General features: G+C 70.4%; 19 protein-coding genes. 10 read left to right on the top strand and 9 right to left on the bottom strand.

Annotated elements, in window-relative coordinates; all coding sequences use genetic code 11:
- The first annotated feature begins 159 nt into the window (after positions 1-159).
- Positions 160-2577: an endopeptidase La gene (gene lon, locus OIC96_RS15400; RefSeq protein WP_330307283.1), complete on the top strand. Its 2418-nt coding sequence runs from the start codon at positions 160-162 to the stop codon at positions 2575-2577.
- A 79-nt stretch (positions 2578-2656) separates the two neighbouring features.
- Here lon and OIC96_RS15395 read toward each other — a convergent pair whose 3' ends face one another.
- Positions 2657-3475 carry a lysozyme gene (locus OIC96_RS15395; protein ID WP_330307284.1) on the bottom strand — a complete coding sequence of 273 codons (819 nt, stop codon included), beginning with the start codon at positions 3473-3475 and terminating at the stop codon, positions 2657-2659.
- Between the two features lie 277 nt (positions 3476-3752).
- On the opposite strand from OIC96_RS15395, the gene OIC96_RS15390 reads away from it, so the two are divergent.
- Both OIC96_RS15390 and OIC96_RS15385 read left to right on the top strand, forming a co-directional pair.
- Positions 3753-4271, top strand: a complete 519-nt coding sequence (locus OIC96_RS15390; protein WP_330307285.1) for a MarR family winged helix-turn-helix transcriptional regulator — start codon at positions 3753-3755, stop codon at positions 4269-4271.
- A gap of 170 nt (positions 4272-4441) precedes the next feature.
- Complete coding sequence (locus OIC96_RS15385; protein WP_330462127.1) at positions 4442-7132, top strand: hypothetical protein; 2691 nt, start codon at positions 4442-4444, stop codon at positions 7130-7132.
- Positions 7133-7135: 3 nt separating this feature from the next.
- Here the strand turns inward: OIC96_RS15385 and OIC96_RS15380 are convergent, their stop codons facing one another.
- Positions 7136-7924 carry a protein phosphatase 2C domain-containing protein gene (locus tag OIC96_RS15380; protein ID WP_330307287.1) on the bottom strand — a complete coding sequence of 263 codons (789 nt, stop codon included), beginning with the start codon at positions 7922-7924 and terminating at the stop codon, positions 7136-7138.
- 395 nt (positions 7925-8319) lie between these two features.
- Here OIC96_RS15380 and OIC96_RS15375 point away from each other — a divergent pair, with 395 nt between their 5' ends.
- The 5 genes from OIC96_RS15375 to OIC96_RS15355 are packed head-to-tail and all read left to right on the top strand — an operon-like array spanning position 8320 to position 14126.
- A complete protein-coding gene (locus OIC96_RS15375; protein ID WP_330307288.1) occupies positions 8320-11292 on the top strand; it encodes a sensor histidine kinase in 2973 nt (990 codons plus the stop codon).
- The gene (locus tag OIC96_RS15370; RefSeq protein WP_330307289.1) at positions 11289-11795 is read left to right on the top strand and encodes a roadblock/LC7 domain-containing protein; all 507 of its coding nucleotides are present in this window, start codon (positions 11289-11291) and stop codon (positions 11793-11795) included. The genes OIC96_RS15375 and OIC96_RS15370 overlap by 4 nt, the downstream gene beginning before the upstream one ends.
- A complete protein-coding gene (locus tag OIC96_RS15365; protein WP_330307290.1) occupies positions 11792-12193 on the top strand; it encodes a DUF742 domain-containing protein in 402 nt (133 codons plus the stop codon). Before OIC96_RS15370 ends, OIC96_RS15365 begins: the two co-directional genes overlap by 4 nt.
- Positions 12174-12848, top strand: a complete 675-nt coding sequence (locus OIC96_RS15360; protein WP_327431700.1) for a GTP-binding protein — start codon at positions 12174-12176, stop codon at positions 12846-12848. The genes OIC96_RS15365 and OIC96_RS15360 overlap by 20 nt, the downstream gene beginning before the upstream one ends.
- A gap of 24 nt (positions 12849-12872) precedes the next feature.
- On the top strand, positions 12873-14126 hold the full coding sequence (locus OIC96_RS15355) for a styrene monooxygenase/indole monooxygenase family protein (protein ID WP_330307291.1): 1254 nt from the start codon (positions 12873-12875) through the stop codon (positions 14124-14126).
- A 56-nt stretch (positions 14127-14182) separates the two neighbouring features.
- Here OIC96_RS15355 and OIC96_RS15350 read toward each other — a convergent pair whose 3' ends face one another.
- From OIC96_RS15350 to OIC96_RS15335, 4 genes are all read right to left on the bottom strand, one after another.
- Positions 14183-15304, bottom strand: coding sequence for a C40 family peptidase (locus OIC96_RS15350; RefSeq protein WP_330307292.1), 1122 nt, complete (start codon positions 15302-15304; stop codon positions 14183-14185).
- Between the two features lie 102 nt (positions 15305-15406).
- Positions 15407-15712, bottom strand: coding sequence for a hypothetical protein (locus OIC96_RS15345; protein ID WP_330307293.1), 306 nt, complete (start codon positions 15710-15712; stop codon positions 15407-15409).
- Positions 15713-15746: 34 nt separating this feature from the next.
- The gene (locus tag OIC96_RS15340; RefSeq protein ID WP_330307294.1) at positions 15747-16472 is read right to left on the bottom strand and encodes a TetR/AcrR family transcriptional regulator; all 726 of its coding nucleotides are present in this window, start codon (positions 16470-16472) and stop codon (positions 15747-15749) included.
- A 319-nt stretch (positions 16473-16791) separates the two neighbouring features.
- Positions 16792-17727, bottom strand: a complete 936-nt coding sequence (locus tag OIC96_RS15335; RefSeq protein ID WP_330307295.1) for an AurF N-oxygenase family protein — start codon at positions 17725-17727, stop codon at positions 16792-16794.
- Positions 17728-17865: 138 nt separating this feature from the next.
- Here OIC96_RS15335 and OIC96_RS15330 point away from each other — a divergent pair, with 138 nt between their 5' ends.
- Entirely contained in the window at positions 17866-18972 is a 1107-nt protein-coding gene (locus OIC96_RS15330) for a ferritin-like domain-containing protein (protein WP_330307296.1), read from the top strand.
- Between the two features lie 302 nt (positions 18973-19274).
- On the opposite strand, the gene OIC96_RS15325 is transcribed toward OIC96_RS15330, so the two are convergent.
- Positions 19275-19733, bottom strand: coding sequence for a DUF3291 domain-containing protein (locus tag OIC96_RS15325; RefSeq protein ID WP_330307297.1), 459 nt, complete (start codon positions 19731-19733; stop codon positions 19275-19277).
- A gap of 166 nt (positions 19734-19899) precedes the next feature.
- Here OIC96_RS15325 and OIC96_RS15320 point away from each other — a divergent pair, with 166 nt between their 5' ends.
- Positions 19900-21951: a sensor histidine kinase gene (locus tag OIC96_RS15320; RefSeq protein ID WP_330307298.1), complete on the top strand. Its 2052-nt coding sequence runs from the start codon at positions 19900-19902 to the stop codon at positions 21949-21951.
- Here OIC96_RS15320 and OIC96_RS15315 read toward each other — a convergent pair.
- Together OIC96_RS15315 and OIC96_RS15310 are read right to left on the bottom strand one after the other, a co-directional pair.
- Positions 21919-23406, bottom strand: coding sequence for a penicillin-binding transpeptidase domain-containing protein (locus tag OIC96_RS15315; RefSeq protein WP_330307299.1), 1488 nt, complete (start codon positions 23404-23406; stop codon positions 21919-21921). The genes OIC96_RS15320 and OIC96_RS15315 overlap by 33 nt on opposite strands.
- Positions 23407-23425: 19 nt before the next feature.
- Positions 23426-24802: an FtsW/RodA/SpoVE family cell cycle protein gene (locus OIC96_RS15310; protein ID WP_330307300.1), complete on the bottom strand. Its 1377-nt coding sequence runs from the start codon at positions 24800-24802 to the stop codon at positions 23426-23428.
- Positions 24803-24874 lie beyond the last annotated feature (72 nt).

Here is a 24874-nt window from a genome sequence, read left to right as displayed (position 1 = left end):
CACTCTGTGATTTAGGCTCTTACTTGCCGAGTGACGATACGGGTGCGCCGCGCCACCCCGACAGAGGTGATCGCTCACAGCGAACAGCTCCGGGGGAACAATCAGGGGCTCACGTGCATTGAGTCGGCATAGCTCAACTTGACTGCCTAAGGGGAGATCATGGCATCCACGTCCACACCGCTCACCCTGCCCGTGCTGCCACTCGACGACGAGGTCGTGCTGCCCGGGATGGTGGTTCCGCTCGATCTGAACGACACCGATGTACGCGCCGCGGTGGAGGCCGCCCAGGCCGCCGCCCGTTCAACACCCGGCAAGCCGCAAGTACTCCTGGTGCCACGTATCGACGGGACTTACGCGGGCACCGGTGTGCTCGGCACCGTCGAGCAGGTCGGCCGCCTGGCCGACGGCGACCCGGGCGCGCTGATCCGCGGGCGTGGGCGCGTGAAGGTCGGCGCGGGGACGACCGGTCCCGGTGCCGCACTGTGGGTGGAGGGCACCCGGATCGCCGAGACCGTGCCCGACCCGCTGCCCGGCCGGGTCGCCGACCTGGTCAAGGAGTACAAGGCCCTCGCCACCAGCTGGCTGCGCAAGCGCGGCGCCTGGCAGGTCGTGGACCGCGTTGCGCAGATCGATGACGTTTCCGCCCTTGCCGACAATTCCGGTTACTCCCCGTTCCTGTCCACCGAACAGAAGGTGGAGCTGCTGGAGACCGCCGACCCGGTCGCCCGCCTGAAGCTCGCCACCGAGCAGCTCCGCGAGCACCTCGCCGAGCAGGATGTCGCCGAGTCCATCGCCAAGGATGTCCAGGAAGGCGTCGACAAGCAGCAGCGCGAGTTCCTGCTGCGCCGCCAGCTGGAGGCCGTACGCAAGGAGCTGCGCGAGCTCAACGGCGACTCCTCCGACGGTGAGGAGTCCGACGACTACCGCTCCCGCGTCGAGGCCGCCGACCTCCCCGAGAAGGTCCGCGAGGCCGCGCTCAAGGAGGTCGAGAAGCTGGAGCGGTCCAGTGACCAGTCGCCCGAGGGCAGCTGGATCCGGACCTGGCTCGACACCGTGCTCGAACTGCCGTGGAACGAGCGGACCGAGGACGAGTACGACATCCAGGGCGCCCAGGCGATCCTCGACGCCGAGCACGCCGGTCTCGAGGACGTGAAGGAGCGCATCACCGAATACCTCGCCGTACGCAAGCGGCGCTCCGAGCGCGGGCTCGGCGTGGTCGGCGGGCGGCGCGGCGGTGCCGTGCTCGCGCTGGTCGGTCCGCCCGGTGTCGGCAAGACATCGCTCGGCGAGTCCGTCGCGCACGCCATGGGCCGCAAGTTCGTCCGCGTCGCCCTCGGTGGCGTACGGGACGAGGCCGAGATCCGCGGACACCGGCGTACGTACGTCGGCGCGCTGCCCGGCCGTATCGTCCGCGCCATCAAGGAGGCCGGGTCCATGAACCCGGTGGTCCTGCTCGACGAGATCGACAAGGTCGGCTCCGACTTCCGCGGCGACCCGGCCGCGGCGCTGCTCGAAGTCCTGGACCCCGCCCAGAACCACACCTTCCGTGACCACTACCTGGAGGTCGAACTCGACCTCAGCGACGTGGTGTTCCTGGCCACGGCCAACGTGCTCGAAGCCATCCCGGAGGCCCTGCTCGACCGTATGGAGCTGGTCCGCCTCGACGGCTACACCGAGGACGAGAAGGTCGTCATCGCCCGTGACCACCTGCTTCCGCGTCAGCTGGAGCGGGCCGGTCTGGCGAAGGACGAGGTCACGCTCGAGGAGAGCGCGCTGCGCAAGCTCGCCGGCGAGTACACGCGGGAAGCGGGCGTACGCACCCTGGAGCGGGCCGTCGCGCGGCTGCTCCGCAAGGTCGCGGCGCAGCACGAACTCGGTGAGCGGGAGCTGCCGTTCACGGTGACCGACGCGGACCTGCGCGGGCTCATCGGGCGGCCGCACCACGTGCCCGAGTCCGCCCAGGACCCGGCCGAGCGCCGTACGGCCGTCCCCGGTGTCGCCACCGGGCTCGCGGTCACCGGCGCGGGCGGCGACGTCCTCTTCGTGGAGGCGTCGCTGGCCGACCCGGAGACGGGCGCGGCGGGTCTGACCCTGACGGGCCAGCTGGGTGACGTGATGAAGGAGTCGGCGCAGATCGCGCTGAGCTTCCTCCGCTCGCACGGAGCCGAGCTGGAGCTGCCGGTCGGCGACCTCAAGGACCGGGGTGTGCACATCCACTTCCCGGCGGGCGCGGTCCCGAAGGACGGTCCGAGCGCGGGCGTCACGATGACGACGGCGCTGGCCTCGCTCCTGTCCGGCCGCCTGGTCCGCACGGACGTGGCGATGACGGGCGAGGTCTCGCTGACGGGACGTGTCCTGCCCATCGGCGGCGTGAAGCAGAAACTGCTCGCCGCGCACCGCGCGGGTGTCACGACGGTCATCATCCCGAAGCGCAACGAGCCCGACCTGGACGACGTCCCGGCCGAGGTCCTGGAGAAGCTCGACGTCCACGCCGTCACGGACGTCCGCCAGGTCCTGGAGCTGGCACTGTCGCCGGCGACGAACGGTGCGCAGCAGGAGTTTCCGGTCGCGGCGTGACGCCCACCGGAAAGGGAAGGCCCGGGTCCCGTGAGGGAGGCCCGGGCCTTCGCCGTACGTGCGTGCCTTCCGCTTCCCGTCAGCCGTTGGCGAGTGCCTGTACGCGATCCAGGGCGCCGTTGAACTTGTCGTGGTCGCCGACGGTCGGTCCGGACGACGTGTACTGCCACATGGTGTAGTACGACCACCCGGCCGGCAGGGTCCCCACATCGGAGGCGTACCGCGCGATCCACAGCGGGTTGCTGGAGGCGAAGCCGCTGTAGTTGCCGGTGCAGTCGGTCCACCAGCTGGTGGCCGTGTAGATCACGGCGTCACGGCCGGTGCGTGCCTTGTACTGGGTGAGGAAGCTGCTGATCCAGCTGACCATGGCGCTCTGCGACTTGCCGTAGCAGGAGGCTCCGTACGGGTTCCACTCGATGTCGAGCGCGCCGGGCAGCGTCTTGCCGTCCTTGGACCAGCCGCCGCCGTGGTCGACGAAGTAGTTGGCCTGTGTGGCGCCGCTCGTGGTGTCGGGGGTGGCGAAGTGGTACGAGCCGCGGATCATCCCGACGTTGTACGAGCCGTTGTACTGCTGGGCGAAGTACGGGTTCGTGTAGTACGTGCCCTCGGTCGCCTTCGTGTAGGCCCACTTGACCCCGCTGCTCCACAGGGTCGACCAGGCGACGTTGCCCTGGTAGCCGGACACGTCCACACCTTCGGTCTGGGTGGCGTCGCCGCTGGTCGGCGTGCCGTCCTGGCCGTCGTGGGCGATTACGCCCATGCCCATGCGGGCGGAGCCGCGGGCGGGGGTGTCGGCGGCGGAGGAGGGGAGGGTGAACAGGAGGGAGAAGGCGGTGAGCAGAATTCCTACCGCGAGCGGGCGCAGGCGGTGGGCCGTTCCGGATCTGTGCACGGGCATGTGCGTGCCTCCGAAGGGCTTGGTGGAGCTCGGTGGAGCTCGGTGGGGGGAATGCTCGGGCACGCGTGCCGTAGTGGGGGGTCAGGTCCTCGTTGACCTGGAATGGCGTGCGCATGCCAGTAACTGCCTGGTAATGAAGCTAGGCGCGGAGAAGACGGTGTGGGAAGAGGGCCCGGAGGCTGCCGTTGGTCTACGCCTGCGAAATACTGTCGGAGCTGCGGTAACGGCGAATTTTGGCGGAAACTTTCAGGACCGGGAAACCGGGTGAGGGGCTGACGTGCACGAGGACGGGAACGACGGCCGACGTCCGGTCGAATCCGGCGTGTCGGGACACGGTGCGGACCAGCCTGCCGCGCACGGCGGCGGGGACCGCGAGTTCCTCTCCCTGGAACGCGAGTTGACCGTGTTCCTGCGACGCGCCCGCGCCAACCAGGGGGAGATGGCTCGCGAGGTCCACCCGGACCTGGAGTCCGCCGCCTACGGACTCCTCGTACGCCTGGAGGAGTACGGCCGCCAGCGCGCCACGGAACTCGCCGCCTATATCGGCGTCGGCAAGGCCACCATGTCCCGCCAGCTGCGCGCCCTGGAGGACCTCGGCCTCGTGGCCCGCGAACCCGACCCCGCGGACGGCCGCGCCTGGCTCGTCCACCTCACGGAGGAGGGCCGCAGCCGAGTCACCAGGGTCCGCGAGGCCCGCCGCGCGCGCTACGTCAGCCAGCTCGCCCACTGGGACCAGGACGAGGTGGCGGAGTTGGCGCGGCTGCTGCATCAGCTGAATCTCGGCATGGAGAAGTAAGGGCAGAAGTCACAACGAGAGGGCTTTCGCAAGGCTCCTGCCAACGGCCGTGGGGACGGCTACTCTGACGCCTCCGGGGGACGGGGCGGTGACGGGTGAGCGGGACAATTCCACGGTATGTCAGGGTAGTTGGGGGCGTCCTGCTGCTCGTTGTCGTGGTGCTGGCGTCCGTGGCCGTGCATCTCCAGTGGGTGCGGACGGCCGAGCGGGCCTACGCGGGGGCGGGACCCTACGCGGGATCCGCCGCCGACTCCCAGGACGACGTGGACGACGCGAAGGCCGGCGAACGGGCCAAGGCCGCGGTCGAGAAGCGGTACCGCGCCGAGGGGCGGCGTACCGGGGCGACGACGCTGAGGATCGTTCCGGGCTCCGGGACCAGGGCCGACCAGTGGCACGCCACGGCGAAGCATCGGCTGGTGCTCGACCCGGACGACCCCATGACCGGCGACCTGCGCAGAGGCGCCGAGGACCCCGCCGACTGGCTGCCTCTGGAACTCGGCATCACGACGGGTTATGAAGAGTGCGCCACTTCAGCCCTCGATGCCTACAAAGCAACAGAGCCTTTCAAGCAGGACGGCCCGAAGAAGCCGGCATACGCCTACGCCAGGGCCGATACGGGGTGGTTCACGAGCTTCGACCAGTGCGGGGCCCCGACCGGGGGGCCGGCCGCCAACGTCTTCATCACCCTGAAAGTGAAGAAGGGCCTGCTCGGAGACAAGGGGCTCTACGACCACTGGAACGTCACCGTGGAGTCGCCGGACCAGCCCATCATCGCCGTGGAGGGAGGAACCACGCTGCGGCAGTCCGCCGCCCGTGCCGAACTCATCCTGCCGGCCAAGGGCAAGGTGTACGTCTCGCTGGGCCATCCACGCTCGGCAGGCACAGGAGGCACGAGCAATCTCGCGGCACTCGGCGCCGTGCTGCAGAGCTATCGCTCGCCCAATCGCGAAGCGGCCGGACTGCTGCTCGCCGTGGCGGCGGTGACCTGCTGTCTGGCAGTGCCGTTCGTACGACGCTGGGCACCGCTCGCGACGCGCACCCGTTGGACGGCAGCGGCAGTTACGGGCGGCGCCCTGACGGGTGCGACGCTTATGTACGCGCTGGCGGGAACAGATGAGCAGCCGTGGAACGGCTGGTGGGAGTACGCCGGGCGAGGGATGCCCTTGGTGGTCTGGTGGTGGGTCGTGCTCCCCCTGCTGCTCGCGGCGTTCGGGGCTCGGATCAGTGGCGGACGGCCGCCGCGCGTAGGGCAGTTGCTGCCCCTTTTGCTACCGAGTCTCCTGCTCGCGTGGCCTGTGGTCCTGCTCGCGGAGAGAGCTCGATCAGCGCTCGCAGCCCTGCCGATCGTGGTCGCGGCTGCCTCCGCCGGACTTGTGGCGCAGGTTCTGCGGCGACGATTGCTGGGAACGGCGGGCCACCGTTGGGCCGCCACCGCGGCAGCGGGAGTGTGGCTGGCCATCCTGGCCGCCGGCCCCGGGACGGGGCTGCCGGACATCTGGGCGGAGCCACCGAACCTCTTCGACCCGGATGCCGCGTCGGCGAACCAGGTCGTGATGGGCTTCCTCTCGTGGTGCTGGCCCTTCGCACTCTGGCCCGTCCTGGCCTCCTACGCGTGGGGGCGATGGGTTGCCCCCACGGTGGTCCTGTTCCTGTGGTGGGCACTGGCCGTGCCGGATGCGGACTTCGGGGTCCACGACTGGACCAAGGCGACGGACGGTCCGTGGATCGCCGTAGGGATCGATCCCAGGGTGGCTGCCAATCTGCCTCTCGTCATCGTGGAGACCACTGTTCTCGGCGGCGCTCTCCTCCTGGCATGGCAGCAGGGTCGTACGCACGGAGTCTGGCCCGTGCACGTCCGTACGGTCGTCGGCGCTCTGGGCGTCGCGGCGGTGGGCAGTCAACTCATCCGGGTGGGCTTCTCGATGTTCGACGGTTATGAGCAGACGAGCGGCGCCTGTTTCGCCGTCGGGATCGCCGCCCTCGGCTTCGCCTGGCTGCTGCCACCGGCGGCGGAATCGCGCGCCCTGCGGTTGCACAGCACCCGCGCGCCCACACACAACCGTCTCGTCCACGCCCTGCTGAAGGACGAGACCCTTGCCGCGGGTCGACGGGAATTCCTCAGCTCCTCGCGTACGGCTCTCGCCGCTGGGGACCTCACCGCCCGGCAGTGGAGCACGCGATGGCATGCGCTCGGTGCTCTCGGCGCCCGGGCTACGGCGCCCCACCGCTCGGTGGCGCTGCGTGCGGCCGCTCTTGGCACCTCAGGCGGCCGCAGTGCTTGGCGCAACGGCGTGGCGGCCGCCGTTCTGCTCACCGGCCTCACTCTGCCGTGGCTCCTCTACACGCTGCCGTCCCGGCTGACGGAGATCGGCTACGACCTGAGCGACATTGTCGATGTATGGGCCAACGCCCTGCGCTGGTCGCTGTACGGATTCGTCTACGGCTACGCCTACTCCTGGCTTCGCGGCGGTACGCCGATCGGCAAGGCGCTGTGCCTCCTGGCGGTCGTTCTTCCCGCTGAGCTCACCGAGCTCCTGTATCAGGACCTCGAACCGGGCCGCTTCGGCATCTCGCTCCTCCTCACCGCCGGCAACTGTCTGGCCGTCTTCCTGGTGCTGGGCCTGTACTGGGAAGCCCGACTGGTACGGGTCGCCGGTCTGCGCTGGGGACAGATCCGCAACTTCCGCTCCCTGTCCGCGACCGCGGTCCCGGCGACCACTGTGCTGGTGGCGGCAGCGACGGCGCTGGCCACCGCCATGGTCGGCGTCTGGGTCTCGCCCGAGGCTGGCCCGGATTCGAACACACCCAAGGACCAGTCTTCCGTGAGCGGCAGTCCTACCCCGGGCGCCGAGGGCCACTGACGGTCACAACTCCACGAACACCACCGTCGCGTCGTCATGCGTCTTGCTCCGCCGCAAATACACCCGCGCCTCCGCGTCCGCCGCCTCCAGCCGCCGTACGCGGTCCACGAGCGCCTGGCCGCCCTCCTTCCGTACGAGGGTGAACAGGTCGGTCCAGTCGCCCTCCCGGAACTTCTCCACCCAGCGGGTGGCGCCGTCGGTGAGGGCGGTCAGGGCGCGGACGGAGGAGCGCGGCAACACGCCCGTCACCGCGCGCCCGGCCACCGAGGGATCGGCCGCCGCGGTGAAGAAGCCGCCCTCCTTGTTGCGGACGGTCGCGTCGGCGATGGCGTCCGTGGTGAGGGAGGTGCGGGGGAGGCGGGAGAGGCGGTCGTCGAGGAGGGGGGTCACCTCGCCCGTGGGGGACTCCAGCAACAGGGCCGAGTCCGAGAGGACCAAGTACTCGACCTCGGTCGCGGACCACCTCGCGAGGACCACGGTTGCCTGGGGTGTGCGCGGGTGAGAAAGGTCACAGGTGTCGGCGTGGGCGTCGGCCACCCGGCGAATGGCGTCGGAGAGGATCTCCGGCAGCGTCAGATCCCGGCAGGAAACGGACAGTTCGGTCAGGGCTCCGCCCAGGCGCGCGGAGAACCAGGCAACGGAATGCAGACAGCCGTCGTCGCCCTGAGGAGGTGTCACGCCGTCCAGGACGACCAGGGAACCCCCCTGTCCTGAGGCGGGAAGTCCGACCGATGCGAAGTCCTCATTGGGGCGGTCCGGGTCTCCGGGCTCCGAAAAGAGTTCAGTGCGCATCCGGCCAGTCTGCACGAGCCCTTCACAAGGTCCACGAAAGGGTGGCATCGGTCGCCGAACCAGTGCGGACCAGCAGCTCAGGCGCCGGGTTTGGCATGGAATGATCGACTCCGGGGGAGCGTGGCGGCGAATATTGTCAAAGCGCGTCGCCGACGTCCAACCGGCCCGCCGGTCAAGGCCGTCGCACACGCCAGGGGAACTTGCCCGCCAACTCCCGTCCGGGGTTCACTCCTTCGGGTGGCGGGCCGGATGATGCGGGACCACTGCCCACCGGCACTGGGAGGGTCGGGGGCCGATGGGGGTCCTTCCTGCTGGAGCGAAGTCGAAAACCCGGGGGTGGGCGGACGCCCCCGTTGACGGGACGTCACCCGGGCCCATGGGTACACGAGTCAGGAATGCGAGCACCGGTGCAGAAGACGCGGCCGAGGCGCACAGGCAAGCAGACGGCCTCCAGCTCGACTGAGGGCGGTTCCACCGGCGACTCCGCGGGCCGGGGCCGCCCCGCCCACGTACGCAACCGGCTGATCGTCGCCGTGGCGGTCGTCGCGGCCGCCATCGCCGGTGCCGGAGCTCCCACGGTGCTGGCCGCGTCGGGGCAACTGAACGACTCCCAGAACCTGGTGACGCTCGCGCAGCGGACCCAGCAGGCATTGGTCCTCGCGCACTCGCTGGCCGACGAGCGGGACGAAGTCACCTCGTACATCGCCGCGGGCCGGCCCAAGGCCAAGGCCCCCTCCGAGCAGCGCGGCGCCCGCGTCGACCGGGAGGTCGAGGAGTTGCGGGCGGACGAGGACGCCCCCGCCACCCTGCTGAAGGACCTCGACTCCATCGCCTCCCTGCGCAGAGCGGCGCTCACCGGAAAGAGCACCGCTCTCGAAGCGCACCAGGCGTACTCCGCCGCCATCACCGAACTGCACGCCCTCGCCGAGGACCTGGCCGACCAGCTGCCGCCCCGCGCGGGCTCCGGCGCGCACGCCCTCGCCGAGCTGGACTCCGCCGTCCAGCAGTCCGCCGCCGCCCGCGGACTGCTCCTTGCGGCCCTCAACATCCCGCGCACCACCCAGACCGTCATCGACCCGCTCACCGGTCTGGCGAGCACCACCAGCACTTCCACGGCCGCAGGCACCAAGCAGCGCGACGCGCTCAGCGCCGCCGCCCAGCAGGCCCGCCTGCGCTCGGACGCGGCCCTCGCCGACTTCCACGAGACGGCGCCCAAGACCGCCACGTCCTCCTACGACTCCACGGTCACCGGGCCCGACGTCACGACCGCCGAGAAGTACCTCGCGGGCCTCACCGACCAGCCGAAGCTCTCCGGCGCCGAGCTCGACACCAGCACCAAGAAGCTGGACGCGGCCCTGTCCGCCCGCATCGAGCTGATGCGCGGCGCCGAGGCCTCCCTCAACGACCACCGCACCAAGGCCCTCGCACAGCTGCGGGACGACGACGTCACCGCGCTGGAGATCCGGATCGCCCTCATCGGCACGCTGCTGCTGGTCGCGGTCGGCGTCTCGATGGCCATGGCCCGCAGCCTCACCCGCCCGCTGGCCGTCCTGCGGATCGGCTCGGCCCGCCTCGCCGCCGACCCGGGCACCCAGGAACCGGTCAAGTTCACCGGCCGCAACGACGAGTTCGCCCAGGTCGTCCGCTCCGTCAACGCGCTGCACACGCACGCCGCCACGCTTCACGAGCGGATCACCACTCTGGAGGGCGACCGCAAGCACCTCATCGGCCAGCGCCAGCTGATGGCCGACGAGCGCGACAAGCTCCGTACCGAACTCGCCGACGCCACCGCCCATCTGGAGCAGATGCGCGGCAGCATCCACGGCACCTTCGTCAACCTGGCGCTGCGCACCCTCGGCCTGGTCGAACGCCAACTCGGCGTCATCGAGGGCCTGGAGGAGCGGGAGCAGGACCCGGACCGCCTCGCCACCCTCTTCAAGCTCGACCACTTCGCGACCGTCATGCGGCGCCACAGCGAGAACCTGCTCGTCCTCGCGGGCGCCGAACACGTCCAGCACCACGCGGGTCCCGTCCCGCTCGTCGACGTCGTACGGGCCGCGGTCAGCGAGATCGAGCGGTACGAGCGGGTCCGCATCGCCGCGCTGCCGCCGCACGCGCACCTCGCCGGTTTCGCCGCCGACGACATCAGCCACCTCGTGGCCGAACTCCTGGAGAACGCCTCGTCGTTCTCGCCGCCCGACCTCCCCGTCGAGGTCTCCGGCTGGCTCCTGGAGAGCGGCGAGGTGATGCTCTCCGTGCAGGACGGGGGCATCGGCATGACCGACGAGCGGATGAGCCAGCTCAACTCCCGGCTCGCGGACTTCGATCCGGAGGACGCGTACGACCTGGAGAGCGGCGAAGGCCTCGGGCTCGGCCTGTACGTGGTGGCCCGGCTCGCCCACCGGCACGGGGTGCGCGTGCAGTTGCGCGAGCAGAAGCAGGGCGGTGTGACCGCCGTGGTCGTCCTCCCGAAGACGATGCTCGCCGCCGCGCCCGCCGTCACCCTCCCCACGGCCACCCGCCTCGCCGGCGGCGTCCCCACGGTGACGCTGCCCGGAGCCAGCGCCGAGGCCAACTCCAACGTGCTGTACGGCCGTTCGGCCCTCGCGGCGTCGGCGTCGGATCCGGCGGGGGACGAGGACCCGCTGATCGCGGCAGCCGAGGAAGCCGTACGGGACGCCGCCGCCGAGCCCGAGCCCGAGCGGGAAACGACAGCCGAGCCGGAACCGGCATCCGCGCCCGAGGCAGCCGTGCCCGCCCCGACCGTCCCGGCCCCGCGCGAACCCGAGCCGATGCCGACGCCGGAGCGGACGCCCGAGACCACGATGGAGCTCCTGCTCCCGGACCTTTCGGCGGAAGAGGCGCCCCGCGCGTTCCCGGAGCCTCCGGCGGAAGAGGCGGCGGCCCCCGAGTTCACGGAAATGGAACCGCCGGCAGAGGAAGCGGCTCGCGCGTTCGCAGAGCCCGCTCCCCAGCCCACCCGGGCTGCTCCCGAAACCGCCGAGGCCACTCCCGCACCCACCCCGGAAGCGGACCTCCCCGCCCAGACCACCACCGACCCCTACGCCATCGGCCCCGACACCCACGCACGTGTCCCGGACCAGCGCCCCCGGCTGACCGACAAGGGCCTGCCCAAACGAACGCCGAAGATCTCCACGCCCGCGCCCGCTCCGCGACCGCGCACGGGCGGCGTGGACGCCGATGCCCTGCGCCGCAGGCTCGGCGGTTTCCACCGAGGCGCGATGGAGGGCCGCCGGGACGTGGAGGCGGAGATCGCCGAGCAGACGGCGGAGCTGGACGCGCCGCACCAGCTCAACGCACAGGACGTAGAAGCATCGGGGGGCACCGTCGAGGAGGCAAGCAGTTGACCGCGCCCAGTACCTTCGGCCTGAGCAGTGAAGCCCGCAATCTGCACTGGCTGTTGACGAATCTCGTCGAGGAGGTGCCGGGCCTCCTGTCGGTCGCGGTCGTCTCCTCCGACGGCCTGCTGCTGCTCTCCTCCGACCCCGGCAGAAACGCGGAAGCGCGAGCGGGGACGGAGACGGACCGCCCCACGGGCCCCAAGGGCTCCGCAGCCGACCTCGCCACCATCGTCTCCGGCATCGGCAGCCTCACCATTGGCGCCGCCAAGCTGATGGACGGCGGCGGCGTCAAGCAGACGATGGTCGCGATGGACGAGGGCAGCCTCTTCGTCATGTCGATCAGCGACGGCTCGCTGCTCGGTGTGCACGGCTCCCCGGACTGCGACATGAGCGTGGTGGCGTACCACATGGCGCTCTTCGTCGGCCGGGCCGGACATGTACTGACCCCCGAACTCCGCAGCGAGCTCCGAAAATCGCTGGAGTCCGAACCGATGGGGAGTGGCCGATGAGCACGCCCAGCAGGCTTCCCGTGCGCGGCGGCGACCGCAAACCCGCCCGCGTACGCCCCTACTCGCTCACCGGCGGCCGTACCCGCTTCGCCCACGTCCTCCTCGTGGAGACGTTCGTGGCGGCGCTGGAGGCCCCCGAGGAGCGCAAGGAACTGCCGAAAGGTTCCCTCGAAACCCGGGTGATGCCCGAGATGCGGGCCATCGTCGAACTCTGCCGCCGGATGCGGACGGTGGCCGAGATCGCCGCGCTCCTCAGGATGCCGCTCGGTGTGGTCCGCGTGCTCCTGAGCGACCTGGCGGACCAGGGAAAGATCCGCGTGTACGGAACAGGTCACGGCCCGGGACAGCCGGACCGCGCACTGCTGGAAAGGGTGCTGAATGGACTCCGTCGTCTCTGAGGGCGCGCCGAGAACCGCCTTCCCCACCACGGCGCCGATACCCGCGGCCCCCGTGCCGCTGCCCGAGACCGACGAGAACCTCCAGGCCTGGCAGACGGACCGCACGCGCGCCCCGATCGCCACGAAGATCGTGGTGGCGGGCGGCTTCGGCGTAGGCAAGACCACCCTCGTCACCGCCGTCTCGGAGATCACGCCCCTCCAGACGGAGGCGCTGATGACCCAGGCCAGCGAGGACACCGACGACCTCACCGCGACCCCGGAGAAGTTGACCACCACCGTGGCCATGGACTTCGGCCGCATCACGCTCGACGACGACCTGGTGCTCTACCTCTTCGGTACGCCGGGCCAGCAGCGGTTCTGGTTCATGTGGGACGACCTGGTGCGCGGCGCGATCGGCGCGGTGGTCCTCGCCGACACCCGCCGCCTGTCGGACTGCTTCCCGGCGCTCGACTACTTCGAGAGCTGCGGACTGCCGTACGTCGTCGCCGTCAACCACTTCGACGGCAGCGAGCGGTTCGAGCCGGAGGACGTACGCGAGGCCCTCACGGTGCCCCCGCACATACCTGTCATGATCATGGATGCCAGGCGCCGGATCTCGGTTGTCGAGAGCCTGCTCGCGCTGGTGGGGCACGCGCTCGACGTGAGCCCCGAATAAGTCGTACGCAGAGTTAGGACGCGCATGCGGAAGATACTCGTCGTCGGAGCCGGCCAGTCCGGTCTCCAGCTCGCCCTCGGACTCCAGTCGCACGGGTACGAGGTCACCCTGATGTCGAACCGGACGGCGGACGAGATCCGTACCGGCCGTGTCATGTCGACACAGTGCATGTTCGACATGGCACTCCAGCACGAGCGTGATCTCCAGCTGAACTTCTGGGAGTCCCAGGCCCCGAAGATCGAAGGAGTCGGTATCTCGGTCGCCGTGCCGGGTTCGTTCGACCCGGGCCCCTCGCAGCGGGCGATCGACTGGGTGGGCAAGCTCGACGGGTACGCCCAGTCCGTGGACCAGCGCGTGAAGATGGCCGGCTGGATGGAGACGTTCGCGCAGCGCGGCGGCCAGCTGGTCATCCACGGCGCGGCGGTCTCCGACCTGGACTACTTCTCCCGTACGTACGACCTGGTGCTGGTGTCGGCGGGCAAGGGCGAGCTGGTCTCCATGTTCGGCCGCGACGCCTCCCGTTCGCCGTACAGCGAGCCGCAGCGGGCGTTGGCGGTCTCCTACGTCCACGGTCTGGGCCCGCGTCCCGAGCACCCGGACTACGACGCGGTCCGCTGCAACCTGGTCCCCGGCGTCGGCGAGCTGTTCATCATGCCGACGCTCACCACGTCCGGCCGCGCGGACATCCTCTTCTGGGAGGGCATACCCGGCGGCCCGCTCGACGTCTTCAACGGCGTCAAGGATCCGGCCGAACACCTCTCCCTGACCCTGGAACTCATGGAGCGGTTCACGCCGTGGGAGCACGCGCGGGCCACGAAGGTCGAACTGACCGACGCGCAGGGCACGTTGTCGGGGCGCTACGCGCCCACGGTCCGCAATCCGATCGGCCGCCTGCCCGGCGGCGGCCTGGTCCTCGGCGTCGCCGACGTGGTCGTGGCGAACGACCCGATCACCGGTCAGGGCTCCAACTCGGCCGCCAAGTGCGCCGCCGCGTATCTCGCCTCGATCGTCGAGCAGGGCGACAAGCCCTTCGACGAGGAGTGGATGCAGGCCACGTTCGACCGCTACTGGGAGACCGCGCAGCACGTCACCAAGTGGACGAACGCGATGCTCGGCGTGCCGCCGGAGCATGTCCTCAACCTGATCGGTGCGGCGGGGCAACTGCCGCCGGTCGCTCACCGGTTCGTCAACGGGTTCGACAACCCGGCGGACTTCGAGAACTTCTTCTATGAGCCGGAGAAGACCGAGGCGTACCTGGCCTCGGTGACCGGGGCCTGAGTTCGGCGCTTCGGGTGCGGGTTCACTGTGGCTGGTCGCGCAGTTCCCCGCGCCCCTTACGGGGCGCCTTGCTGGGGGAGCCTCGGCGGTGTGTAGTGCCGCAGGGGCTCCTCGCCGGGATCCGGACGCACCGCACCCAGCAGCGGATTCGCGGCGATCGGAGAGACCTTGATCTTCGTGCCCGGTCTCGGGGCCTGCACCACCATCCCGTCGCCCGCGTACAGGGCGACGTGGGTGGCCTCGGGGAAATAGACCACCAGATCCCCGGGGCGCAGTTCGCTCAGGGGGATTCTCGGGAGCTCGGCCCACTGTTCCTGGCTGGTGCGGGGGACGGGGTGCCCGGCGCGCTGCCAGGCCTGTGAGGTCAGGCCCGAGCAGTCGTACGACTTCGGGCCCTGCGCACCCCAGGCGTACGGCTTCCCGATCTGGCCCACGGCGTACCGGAGGGCTTCCTCGCCCTCCCGGGAGGGCGGCCGCTCGCTGCTCAGGGCGCCGGAGGCCATGAACTTCTTCTGCGCCTCGGCCGCCCCCGACTTCTCGAACCTGTCCAGCTCGGCCAGCTGGTCGACGGTCAGCGAGGCGAGCAGCCGCTCGACGTCGTCGAGCCGCTTTCGTACGTCGTCGCGCTCCTTCTTCTGCTGTTCGGCGAGGGTGAGTTGATCGTCGAGCGCCTTGCGGGCCGCGCGCGCGAGCGCGTCGGTCCTCTTCTCGCCGCCGGCCACCCGCTGCACGGTCTCGGCCCGCTCCAGCGACAGCTGCCCGATCAGATGCCCCTCGTCGAGGGCGTGCTGCGGATCGCGGGCGAGCAGCAGCCGTACGTACGAGGAGATCTCGCCGCTGCTCTGGTACTGCTGCCGGGCGAGCCGCCCCGCGGCGCCACGGCTGTCGTGCAGGGAGAGACGGGCCTTGGCGAGGCCGGTGTCGAGCCGGGTGACCTCGGCGCGCTGCTTCTTCAGCTTCTCCGCGGTCGCGTTGTACTTCTCGGTGGCGCGCTCGGCGTCCCGGTACAGCCGCTGAAGGTCCGTCAGCAGCGAGGCGACGGAGCGCTGTCCGGGCTTACCGACGGCCGCGCCGGCCTCGGGAGCGGGATCCGGGACGGCCACCGCGGGCGACGGCGCGAGCAACGCCCCGGCCGCCACCGCCGCCGTACAGACCAGACGCAGAAGCCTTCCTGACACGTCATCACCTCCGGTGCCGGGGTGGCGGGTCCACCTCGCACCGGCAGGATCGGGCGGCCGCATCCCGAGCGCGCGCCGGCTGACCGCTTCGGCCCAAGAAGGTCACTCGTCGGCGTGGGGCTCCGGCGTGGCGTCACCCTTGCCCTCGGGCTTCGACCAGGGCCAGGCCGGCCCGCGCCCCTGCTTGCCCTCGGGGTCGTACTCGTACTTCCAGCCCTGGTGCAGCCCGAGGCGCTTGCTCCGGCTGGACTGCACACGCCGGTAGACGAGCACGGTCGGCGGACCGCCGTCCGCGTCCGGCACCGGGATCCGGTACGTCTTGGGCGGATGGCCGGTGATCCCGAGCAGGACCGGCAGTACGCGCCCGTCCAGCGGGCCGCCGACAAAGGGAGTGTCTTGGCTCTTCACCGCACCAGTGTCACAAACCCCACGGTCGCAGCCGTCACAGCAGGCGCGCCGCGTCCCCGATCACCGGCAGCACCCGGCGGGCCAGCGCCGCCACGGCCCCGTCCGCCGTCTCCAGCGCGAGCGCGGCCTTCACCACCGCCGCGGCCTGCGGATCCCGCCCCGCGCTCGCCGCGAGGGCCGCCACGAACTGCTCGACGAGCCAGTCCCGCAGCTCGTCCAGCGGCGGTTCCTTGTCCTCGTCGAGCCAGATCAGCGAGGCGGCCTCCACGGCGGTGATCCACATCCGCACCGTCATCCGCAGCCGGGGCCCGGGATCCTCGACCGCCAGATGATCGAGAATGTGCTCGGCGGCGGCCCGCCGTACGCCGTCCACTATGGCGGTGGTCCGGGACGTCTCGATGACACTTCCGCCCTGCAGCAACGCGCTGAACCCGGCGTCGTGCTGATCCACGAACGCGAGATACCGGTCGAGAGCCCGGGACAGCCGCTCGGTGAGCGGTCCCTCCGGGGGCTCCGCGAAGCAGTGCTCCAGCTCCTCGGCCGCGGACCGCAGCGCGGCCTCGTACAGCTGCTGCTTCCCGCCCGGGAAGTACCGGTACACCAGGGGCCGCGACACCCCCGCCGCCTCCGCCACGTCGTCCAGCGACACCTCCTCGGGCACCCGCTGCGCGAAGAGCGACAGCGCCGCCTCCAGCAGCTGACTGCGCCGTTCCTCGACGCTCAGCCGTCGGTACGCGCGGGGAGCAGCCTCGGAGGTCATATCGGCAGCGTAACCGGGTATTCGCCCCCGCCGCCCCGGGCTCCGCCTCTTCGACCCCGGGGTTTGTCCGTCGTCTGCGGGTGGGTGGGGCTGGTGCAAAAGATTGCGCAGTTCCCCGCGCCCCTGAAGGCGCGGGGCTTCGCCCCGCGATCCCCCGCCCGCCCGGGTTCGTTCGTCTGCGGGCCGGTGGGGGCTTGTCGCGCAGTTCCCCGCGCCCCTAAAAGGGGCGCGGGGAACTGCGCAATCTTTTAGCGGGGGTCTGGGGGCGCAGCCCCCAGGAACGGATGGGACGGGTAGGGGCGGCGGGGGCGAAAACCCCTCAGGCCAGCAACCCCGACGACTTCCACAGCCGCCGCCCCGCCCCCCGCAACACCCCGATGTCATCCAGGAAATCCGTCAACCGCTTCGCCCCGGTCTGCATCACATCCCGCCGATGCCCACTCGCCTTCACCTGCGCCATCGCCTCCCGCCGGTCGAGCCCGACATTCGTGTAGACCTCGGGATTGATGAAGGCGACCGAGAAGATCCGCGCGAACTCGCCCGACGTGACCCGGGTGAACTCCTGCGACCACCTCGGCGCCGTCAGCATCTGCCGCCGCAGCTCCTCCCGCGCGTACCGCACATGCCGAGCCTCCTCCACGACATGAATGCGCGTGACCCCCCGTATCAGGGTCTGCACCCGCTCGTCCGGAAACGTCAGCCGCTGCATCCAGTCCAGAACCTCCTCACCGAGCAGCGTCGCCGTGAAGGACCCGGGCGTGGTCGAGATGGTCTTGAAGAGCCGCCCGAGGTTCAGGTGTGCCCGGCTCACCGGGTAGTACGGCGTCCCGCCCCGCGAGATCAGCCGGGCGAACATCTTGGAGTGCCGGCACTCGTCCTCGATCTCGGTCAGCGCGTACCGGACGTGCGCGCTCGTGGCCGGCTTGTCGTAGATGTGCCGCACCAGCAGCTGCATCAGGATGAGCTCGAACCAGATGCCCAGGGACGCGAGCGCGGCGGCCTCGTGCTGCGACAGCGCGATCCGCTGCTCCTCGCTCATGCGCCGCCACATCGGGGTGCCGTACAGCGACACCAGCTCCGGCGGCCAGAACCACTTGCCCTCCTCGAAGGGCGCGTCCCAGTCCAGCTCCTTGTCCGGATCGAAGGAGTGCTTGGCGGAAGAGTCGAGCAGCCGTTCGGCCACCTGCTCACGGTCCTTGAGCAGACCGAGTGCGTCGCGGAGACCTTCGAGTCCGTCTTCCGTCACCGTCGTCATGACTGTTCCCACCTCGTCGTACGGGATCTGCAAGGGTTACCGGCGGTCACGTCTTATGAGACTGCTTGTCAGCAAGACCGTCAATCCCTTGCGCGCGACTTGTTGACGACGCGTCTACCCCGTGTGAGCCTGCGATGTATGCCGACGCATGAGCTGTACGCCAAGGACTCGGGAGACCCCCTCTGGCAAGTACCGGCCTCCGGGGCGGCGCGCTTCAGCTGGGAGTACGACGACGGTCGTGACCGGCTGCTCGCCCTGTACCAGAAGGGCAAGGACAAGCAGTGGGACGGCCAGAAGCGGATCGACTGGGACCTGGAAGTGGACCCGTACGATCCGCTCGGCACCCCCGACGAGGCGATGACCCTCTACGGGACCCGGCACTGGGCGAAGATGACCGACCGGGACAAGGGCGAACTGCGCAAGCACTACGCGTCCTGGCAGTTCAGCCAGTTCCTGCACGGCGAACAAGGGGCCATGGTCTGCGCGGCCCGCATCGTCGAATCGGTCCCCGACCTTGATGCCAAGTTCTACTCGGCCACCCAGACCATGGACGAGGCCCGCCACGCCGAGGTCTACTCCCGCTTCCTGCACGAGAAGATCGGAATGCTCTACCCGATCAACGACAACCTGCAGTCCCTCCTCGGCGACACCCTCCGCGACTCCCGCTGGGACATGCCGTACCTGGGCATGCAGGTCCTGATCGAGGGCCTGGCCCTGGCGGCCTTCGGCATGATCAGGGACACCACCGACAAGCCGCTCCCGAAACAGATCCTGGCGTACGTGATGCAGGACGAGGCGAGGCATGTCGCCTTCGGCCGCATGGCCCTGCGCGACTACTACCGGCAACTCTCCGACACCGAACTGCGCGAACGCGAGGAATTCGTCATCGAGGGCTGCTACTTGATGCGGGACCGGCTCCGCGGGATCGAAGTCCTGGAGAACTTCGGCATCCCGAAGGCCGAGGCCGAGGAGTACAGCGAACAGTCCGAATTCCTGCACCTCTTCCGTCAGTTGCTCTTCAGTCGCATCGTCCCCTGCGTCAAGGACATCGGCCTCTGGGGCAAGCGCCTCCAGCAGGCCTACGTCGACATGGGTGTCTTCGACATGGGCAACTCCAACCTCGACCTGTTGATGGCGCAGGACGAGGAGATCGCGGAGCGGTTGGACGCGGAGCGCTTTGCGGTGGAGGAGGAGGAACGGGTGGCGGAGGTGAACGAAATGATCGACGGGGGTGCGGAGGCCTAGGGTTTTCGCCCCCGCCGCCCCTACCCGTCCCATCCCGTTCCTGGGGCTCCGCCCCAGACCCCCCTCAACCCTGGAGAGAGTCGTCTGCGGGACGGTGGGGGCTGGTCGCGCAGTTCCCCGCGCCCCTAAAAGCTCCCGGGGCGGGCCGGGGGCGAAGGGGCGCAGCCCCGAGCCGTCAGGGGCGCGGGGAACTGCGCGACCAGCCCCCACCCACCCGCAGCCAAAACACAACTGAACGGGGTCTGGGGCGGAGCCCCAGGAACGGGATGGGACGGGTAGGGGCGGCGGGGGCGAAGAATCCCCTACGCCCCCGCCGGGAACGACGTCCGCAAGGTGAACGCGTGCTCCGTAGGCCCGTGTTCGCGCAAATGCAGAAGGCGGGACTCGGCCTCCGCCACCGTGGGGCGGTGGCCGGACGGGACCCACCACAGCACGGTCATCGCCTCCTCCAGGCGTTCGAACCACTCGCGCCGCCGGGCCAGCAGTTCGCGGTGCTGTCCCTGGTACATGAACGCCGTCAGCGCGTTCGTGTCCCGCCAGGTGGACATGTTGATGATCAGCCAGTCGTCGCCGAGGACGGGCACGTCCGTCGCGTTGCCGGAGTCGCTCTGGAGGCGCCAGACGAATCCCTCGGCGGCGTCCGCGACGGCGTTCACGGGGTCGAGGGCCTCGACGAAGTCCTTCAACTGCGGTGAGTCCAGGGGGGCTTTGAGGCGGCCGATGTTGGCTTGGGCGAGCTCGTACGCGGTGGGAGGCGTCATGGACCGAACGATAGGTCGGGACCGTGTGCCGACCCCAGCCCCGTCTCACCACGTGAGCATTGTCCGACTCTCACAGCACACCAGCCGCCCGGGTGAGTACCTGTGAACCGTTGTCTTACGGAGGGGAAACCGCTCCCTGACCGACCCGCCCGTAGCGTCACGGAGCATGACGGGGAACGTAAAGACCACCCTTCGGCTTCCCACCCTTCGCCTTCCGGCCCTTCCCGGCTGGCACTCCATCCGCGGACGTATGGCCATCGTGCTGGCCGTCCCGACCTGCCTGCTTCTCGCCCTGACGGGACTCGGCGTCGCCGACCGCGCCGCCGACTGGTCCGCCGCGCGCGCGACCGAGGCGCACGTGGGCGTCCTGCTGCGGGTGCAGGATCTCGTACGTGAGCTCCAGCGCGAACGCGGCCTGACCAATGGGTTATTGGGCGGGGCCGAGGGCTACCGGGACGATGTGCGGCGGCAGCGGGGACGTACCGACGACGCCCGCTCCGCACTGCGAGCGGCGCTCTCCGAGGAGAGCGGTGATCTGCCGGGAGCCTCCGCCTCCGCCCTCCGCGACGCCCAGCTGCCGCTCGCGGACCTTGCCACCCTCCGTGCCGACGTCGACTCCGGCGCCGCCGACCGCACCGCCACCCTGACCTCCTACACCAAGGCCGTCACCGCTCTCATCGACGCCGAGTCCGCCGGGGCGCCGCAGGGAGACCGCCGTATCGGCGACGGCGTCCAGGCCTTGCAGGCCCTGGCCCGCGCCACCGAGGCCGTCGCCCTCGAACGCGGCTCCCTCAACGGCGTGTTCGCGGCCAAGCGGTTCCGTTCCGGCGAGTACCTCGACTTCACCGAGATCCGCGCCACCCGGGTCGCCGGGCTCGGCCAGTTCCGCCAACTCGCCACGCACACCCAGGAGTCCGCCCTCGACACCGCCTTCAAGTCGACCGCGGCACGTCGTGTCACCTCCTACGAACGGCAGGCCGAGGGCGGTGCCGACGGCTCGGCCCTCGTCGTCCCGCCGTCCCGCTGGTGGGCCGACATGACGACCCTCGTCGACGATCTGCACGGCGTGCAGAAGCGGGTCGGTGCCGATGTGCGCGCCCGTGCCGCCGAGACCGGTGACGCGGCCACCCGGCAGCTCGTCGGCTTCCTCGGGCTCGGTGCGCTGATCGTCGCCGTGGCCGCGGCGCTCGCGGTCATCTCCGCCCGCTCCATCACCCGCCCCCTGGGCGCCCTCGCCGACGAGGCGGACGCCGTCGCGGGAACCAGGCTGCCCGTCGCGGTCAAACGCATCCAGGAGAACGGCCCGGCCACCCTGGACGCCTCGGACATCCCGAACATCCCGATCGCCACCGGACCGGCCGGACCGGCGAGACCCCGGGCGGCGGACCACGGCGCGCGGGAGATCACCCGGCTCGCCGCCGCCCTGCGCAACGTCGAGCGCACCGCCGTAGGCCTCGCCGCCGAACAGGCCGTCCTGCGCCGCAACAGCACCGAGTCCCTGGCCGGCCTGGGCCGCCGCAACCAGGCGCTCCTCCGCCGCCAGCTCGGCCTGATCACCACCCTGGAGAGCCAGGAACTCGACCCGGACGCCCTCGCCGAACTCTTCGAGCTCGACCATCTGGCCACCCGGATGCGCCGTAACGCCGAGTCCCTCCTGGTCCTCGCCGGTGAGGAGTCACCCGCCCGCTCCTGGCCCGGCACGGTCGCCGTCGCCGATGTGGTGCGGTCGGCGGTCTCGGAGGTCGAGCAGTACCGGCGGGTGGCCGCCGTGGACATCGAACAGTGCGGCATCCGCGGCCACGCCGTCGCCGAACTCTCCCATATGCTCGCCGAGTTGGTGGAGAACGCACTGATGTTCAGCCCGCCCGGTCAGCCCGTCCAGATCTACGGCTGGCGGGACGGCGCCGAGTACTGTCTCGCGGTCGTCGACCAGGGGATCGGGATGACCGAGGAACGGATGACGCAGGTCAACGCCCTGCTGTCCGGCAACGGCGGCTCCTTCCTCGCCGCCCCCACTCTCCGCCGGGTTCCCGGCTCCGCGCGGACACAGGGGATGCCCACTCTCGGCCACCACGTCGTGGGCGCGCTCGCCGCCCGCCTCGGCGCCCAGGTCGAGCTGCGCCCCACCCGGGGTGCGGGCGTCACCGCGTACATCGCCCTGCCGGCCGCGCTCGTCGAGCAGTCGTCAACCGCCACTGTTGTAGGAGGTGTCGGATGACGCGTTCAGCACCACCTCCATCACCGCCTTCGCGATCGGTGCCGCGTCCCCGCCCCCGCTGATGTCCCCGCGGCGCGCCGCCGCGTCCTCGACGACGACGGCGACCGCGACCGCGGGCTCCATCGCGTCGTCGGCCTGGGCCCAGGAGATGAACCAGGCGTACGGCATACCGGAGTTGTCGACACCGTGCTGGGCGGTGCCGGTCTTGCCGCCGACGGTGGCGCCCGGGATGGCGGCGATGCTGCCGGTGCCCTCCGTTACGACGTCGGTCATCAGCTCACGCATGCGCAGCGCCGTCGACGGGTTCATCGCCTGGTGGAGCGTGCTCGGACCGTGCGAGGCCACGGTGCTGTCGCCTCTCGTGGTCGTCCGCTCCACCAGGTACGGCGACTTCACCGAACCGCCGCCCGCCACGGCCGCCGAGATCATCGCCATCTGCAAGGGCGTGGCCCGGGTGTTGAACTGCCCGATGGAGGAGAGCGCCAGCTGCGCCCTGTCGAGCCGGGTGTCGAAGTTGCTGGGCGCGACCGCGAACGGAATCCTCAGCTTCCGGTCGTTGAAGCCGAAGTTCGCCGCCGTGTTCGTCATGTTGCCGAGGCCCACGTCCACGCCGAGCTTCGCGAAGACCGTGTTGCAGGACCACTCGAAGGCGTACCGCAGCGAGGCGTCCTCGCAGCCCTCGACCTCGTTCGTCAGCCGTGTGGTGGTGCCGGGCAGCCGGTACGGGTTCGGGGACCTGGTCGGCTCGTCGACATCCGTCACCACCCCCGCCTCCAGCGCCGCCGCGGCCGTCACCACCTTGAACGTCGACCCCGGCGGATACGTCTGCCGGATCGCCCGGTTGAGCATCGGCTTGTCGGCCTCCCCGTTCAGCCGCGCCCATGCCCGCGTCACCGCCGAACCCGTCCCGGACAGCTCCGCGGGGTCGTACGACGGTGTCGAGACCAGGGCGAGGATCTTGCCCGTGGCCGGCTGAATCGCGGCGACCGCGCCCCGGCGCGAGCCGAGTCCCTCGAACGCCGCCTCCTGCGCGTCCGGGTCGATCGTGGTGACGACCTTGCCGCCGGGGTTCTCGGCGTGCGTGATGTCGTTCCACAGGGGGAGCGGGGCGAGCATCGGGTCGGCGCCGGAGAGGATGTCGTCCTCGGCGTTCTCCAGGAACGTCGTGCCGTACAGCTGCGAGGCGAAGCCCGTGACGGGCGCGTACAACGGGCCGTCCTTGTACGTCCGTTCGAAACGGAGCTGCTCGCCCGTGTCCTCGGAGCCGGTGACCGTCTCGCCGCCGACGACGATGTCGCCGCGCGGCTGGCCGTAACGGGCGATCGTCTGACGGCGGTTGGCGGGATTGTCGTCGTACGACGGGGCCTGGAAGACCTGGACGCGGGTGGCGTTGACCAGGAGGGCCACCAGCAGCACGGCACACAGGCCGGCGGCCCGGCGGATGTACTTGGTCATGGCGAGACCTCCCGGTCACTCACGGCGCCGCCGTCCCGTCGTACTGACTGCGCGCCGAGTCGCTGATCCGGATCAGCAGCGCGACGATGATCCAGTTGGTGACGACCGAGGAGCCGCCCTGTGCGAGGAACGGCATCGCCATGCCGGTCAGCGGGATGAGGCCGGTCACCCCGCCCGCGATGACGAAGACCTGGAGCGCCACGATCGACGCGAGGCCGATCGCGAGGAGCCGCCCGAAGGGGTCGCGCAGGGCGAGGCCCGCCCGGTAGCCGCGCTCCACGAGAAGGGCGTAGAGCAGGAAGATCGCCGACAGGCCGGCCAGGCCGAGCTCCTCGCCCGCGGTCGCCAGGATGAAGTCCGACTTGGCGGCGAAGCCGATGAGGGTCGAGTGGCCGAGCCCGAGGCCGGTGCCGAGCATCCCGCCCGCGGCGAACGCGAAGAGGGACTGGGCGATCTGGTTGGGTCCCTGGCCCGCGTCGATCGACGCGAAGGGGTGCAGCCAGTCCTGCACCCGGCTGTGGACGTGCGGTTCGAGCCGGCCGACGGCCATCGCGCCCACACAGGCCAGCAGCAGCCCGACCGCGATCCAGCCGGTGCGGCCCGTGGCGACGTACAGCAGAATCACGAACAGGCCGAAGAACAGCAGCGATGTCCCCAGGTCCCGCTCCAGTACCAGCACCAGCACGCTCAGCAGCCAGATCGCGACGATCGGCCCGAGCACGCGACCGGTGGGCAGCTGGAGCCGGGTGAACCTCCAGATGTGCCGGCCCGTGTACGCGAGCGCGTTGCGGTTGGCGGCCAGATATCCGGCGAAGAAGACGGCGAGGAGCACCTTCGCGAACTCGCCGGGCTGGATGGAGAATCCGGCGATCCGGATCCAGATGCGGGCGCCGTTCACCGCCGGGAAGAGGATCGGCAGGATCAGCAGCGCCAGGGCGGTGACGACGGAGACGTAGGTGTAGCGCTGCAGGACGCGGTGGTCGCGCAAGAAGAGAACGGCCGCGATGAACAGGGCGACCCCGAGCGTCGACCAGATGAGCTGGATGGGGGCCGCCTCGTCGCCCGGGGTCTCCAGGTCGAGCCGGTAGATCAGCACCAGGCCGAGGCCGTTGAGGAGTACGGCGATGGGGAGCAGCAGTGGATCGGCGTACGGCGCCCGCAGCCGTACCGCGAGGTGCGCGAGGAGCGCGAGCACGCCGAGCCCGGCGCCGTAACCGGCGGCGCCGGGCGGGACGGTGCCGTTCTTCGCGAACCCGACAGCGCAGTAGCCGCACACGCAGAGCAGGACGGCGAGGACGATGAGGGTGAACTCGATGCCACGGCGCCTGGGCAGGCGTACAGCGGGTGTGGACGGGTCCGCTGCCACGGTCGTTCCGGGCATTCCGGGCTGACTCATGTGCGGAACGTAGCAAGCGAGGGACCTGATGTCCCGTTATGTGATGACAAACGGGCTGATCCGGTGTATCTG

Source organism: Streptomyces sp. NBC_00775 (genome assembly GCF_036347135.1).
GTDB lineage: Bacteria > Actinomycetota > Actinomycetes > Streptomycetales > Streptomycetaceae > Streptomyces > Streptomyces lutosisoli.
Note: the sequence above shows the minus strand (reverse complement) of the source record. Positions and strands in the feature narration are given on the sequence as shown.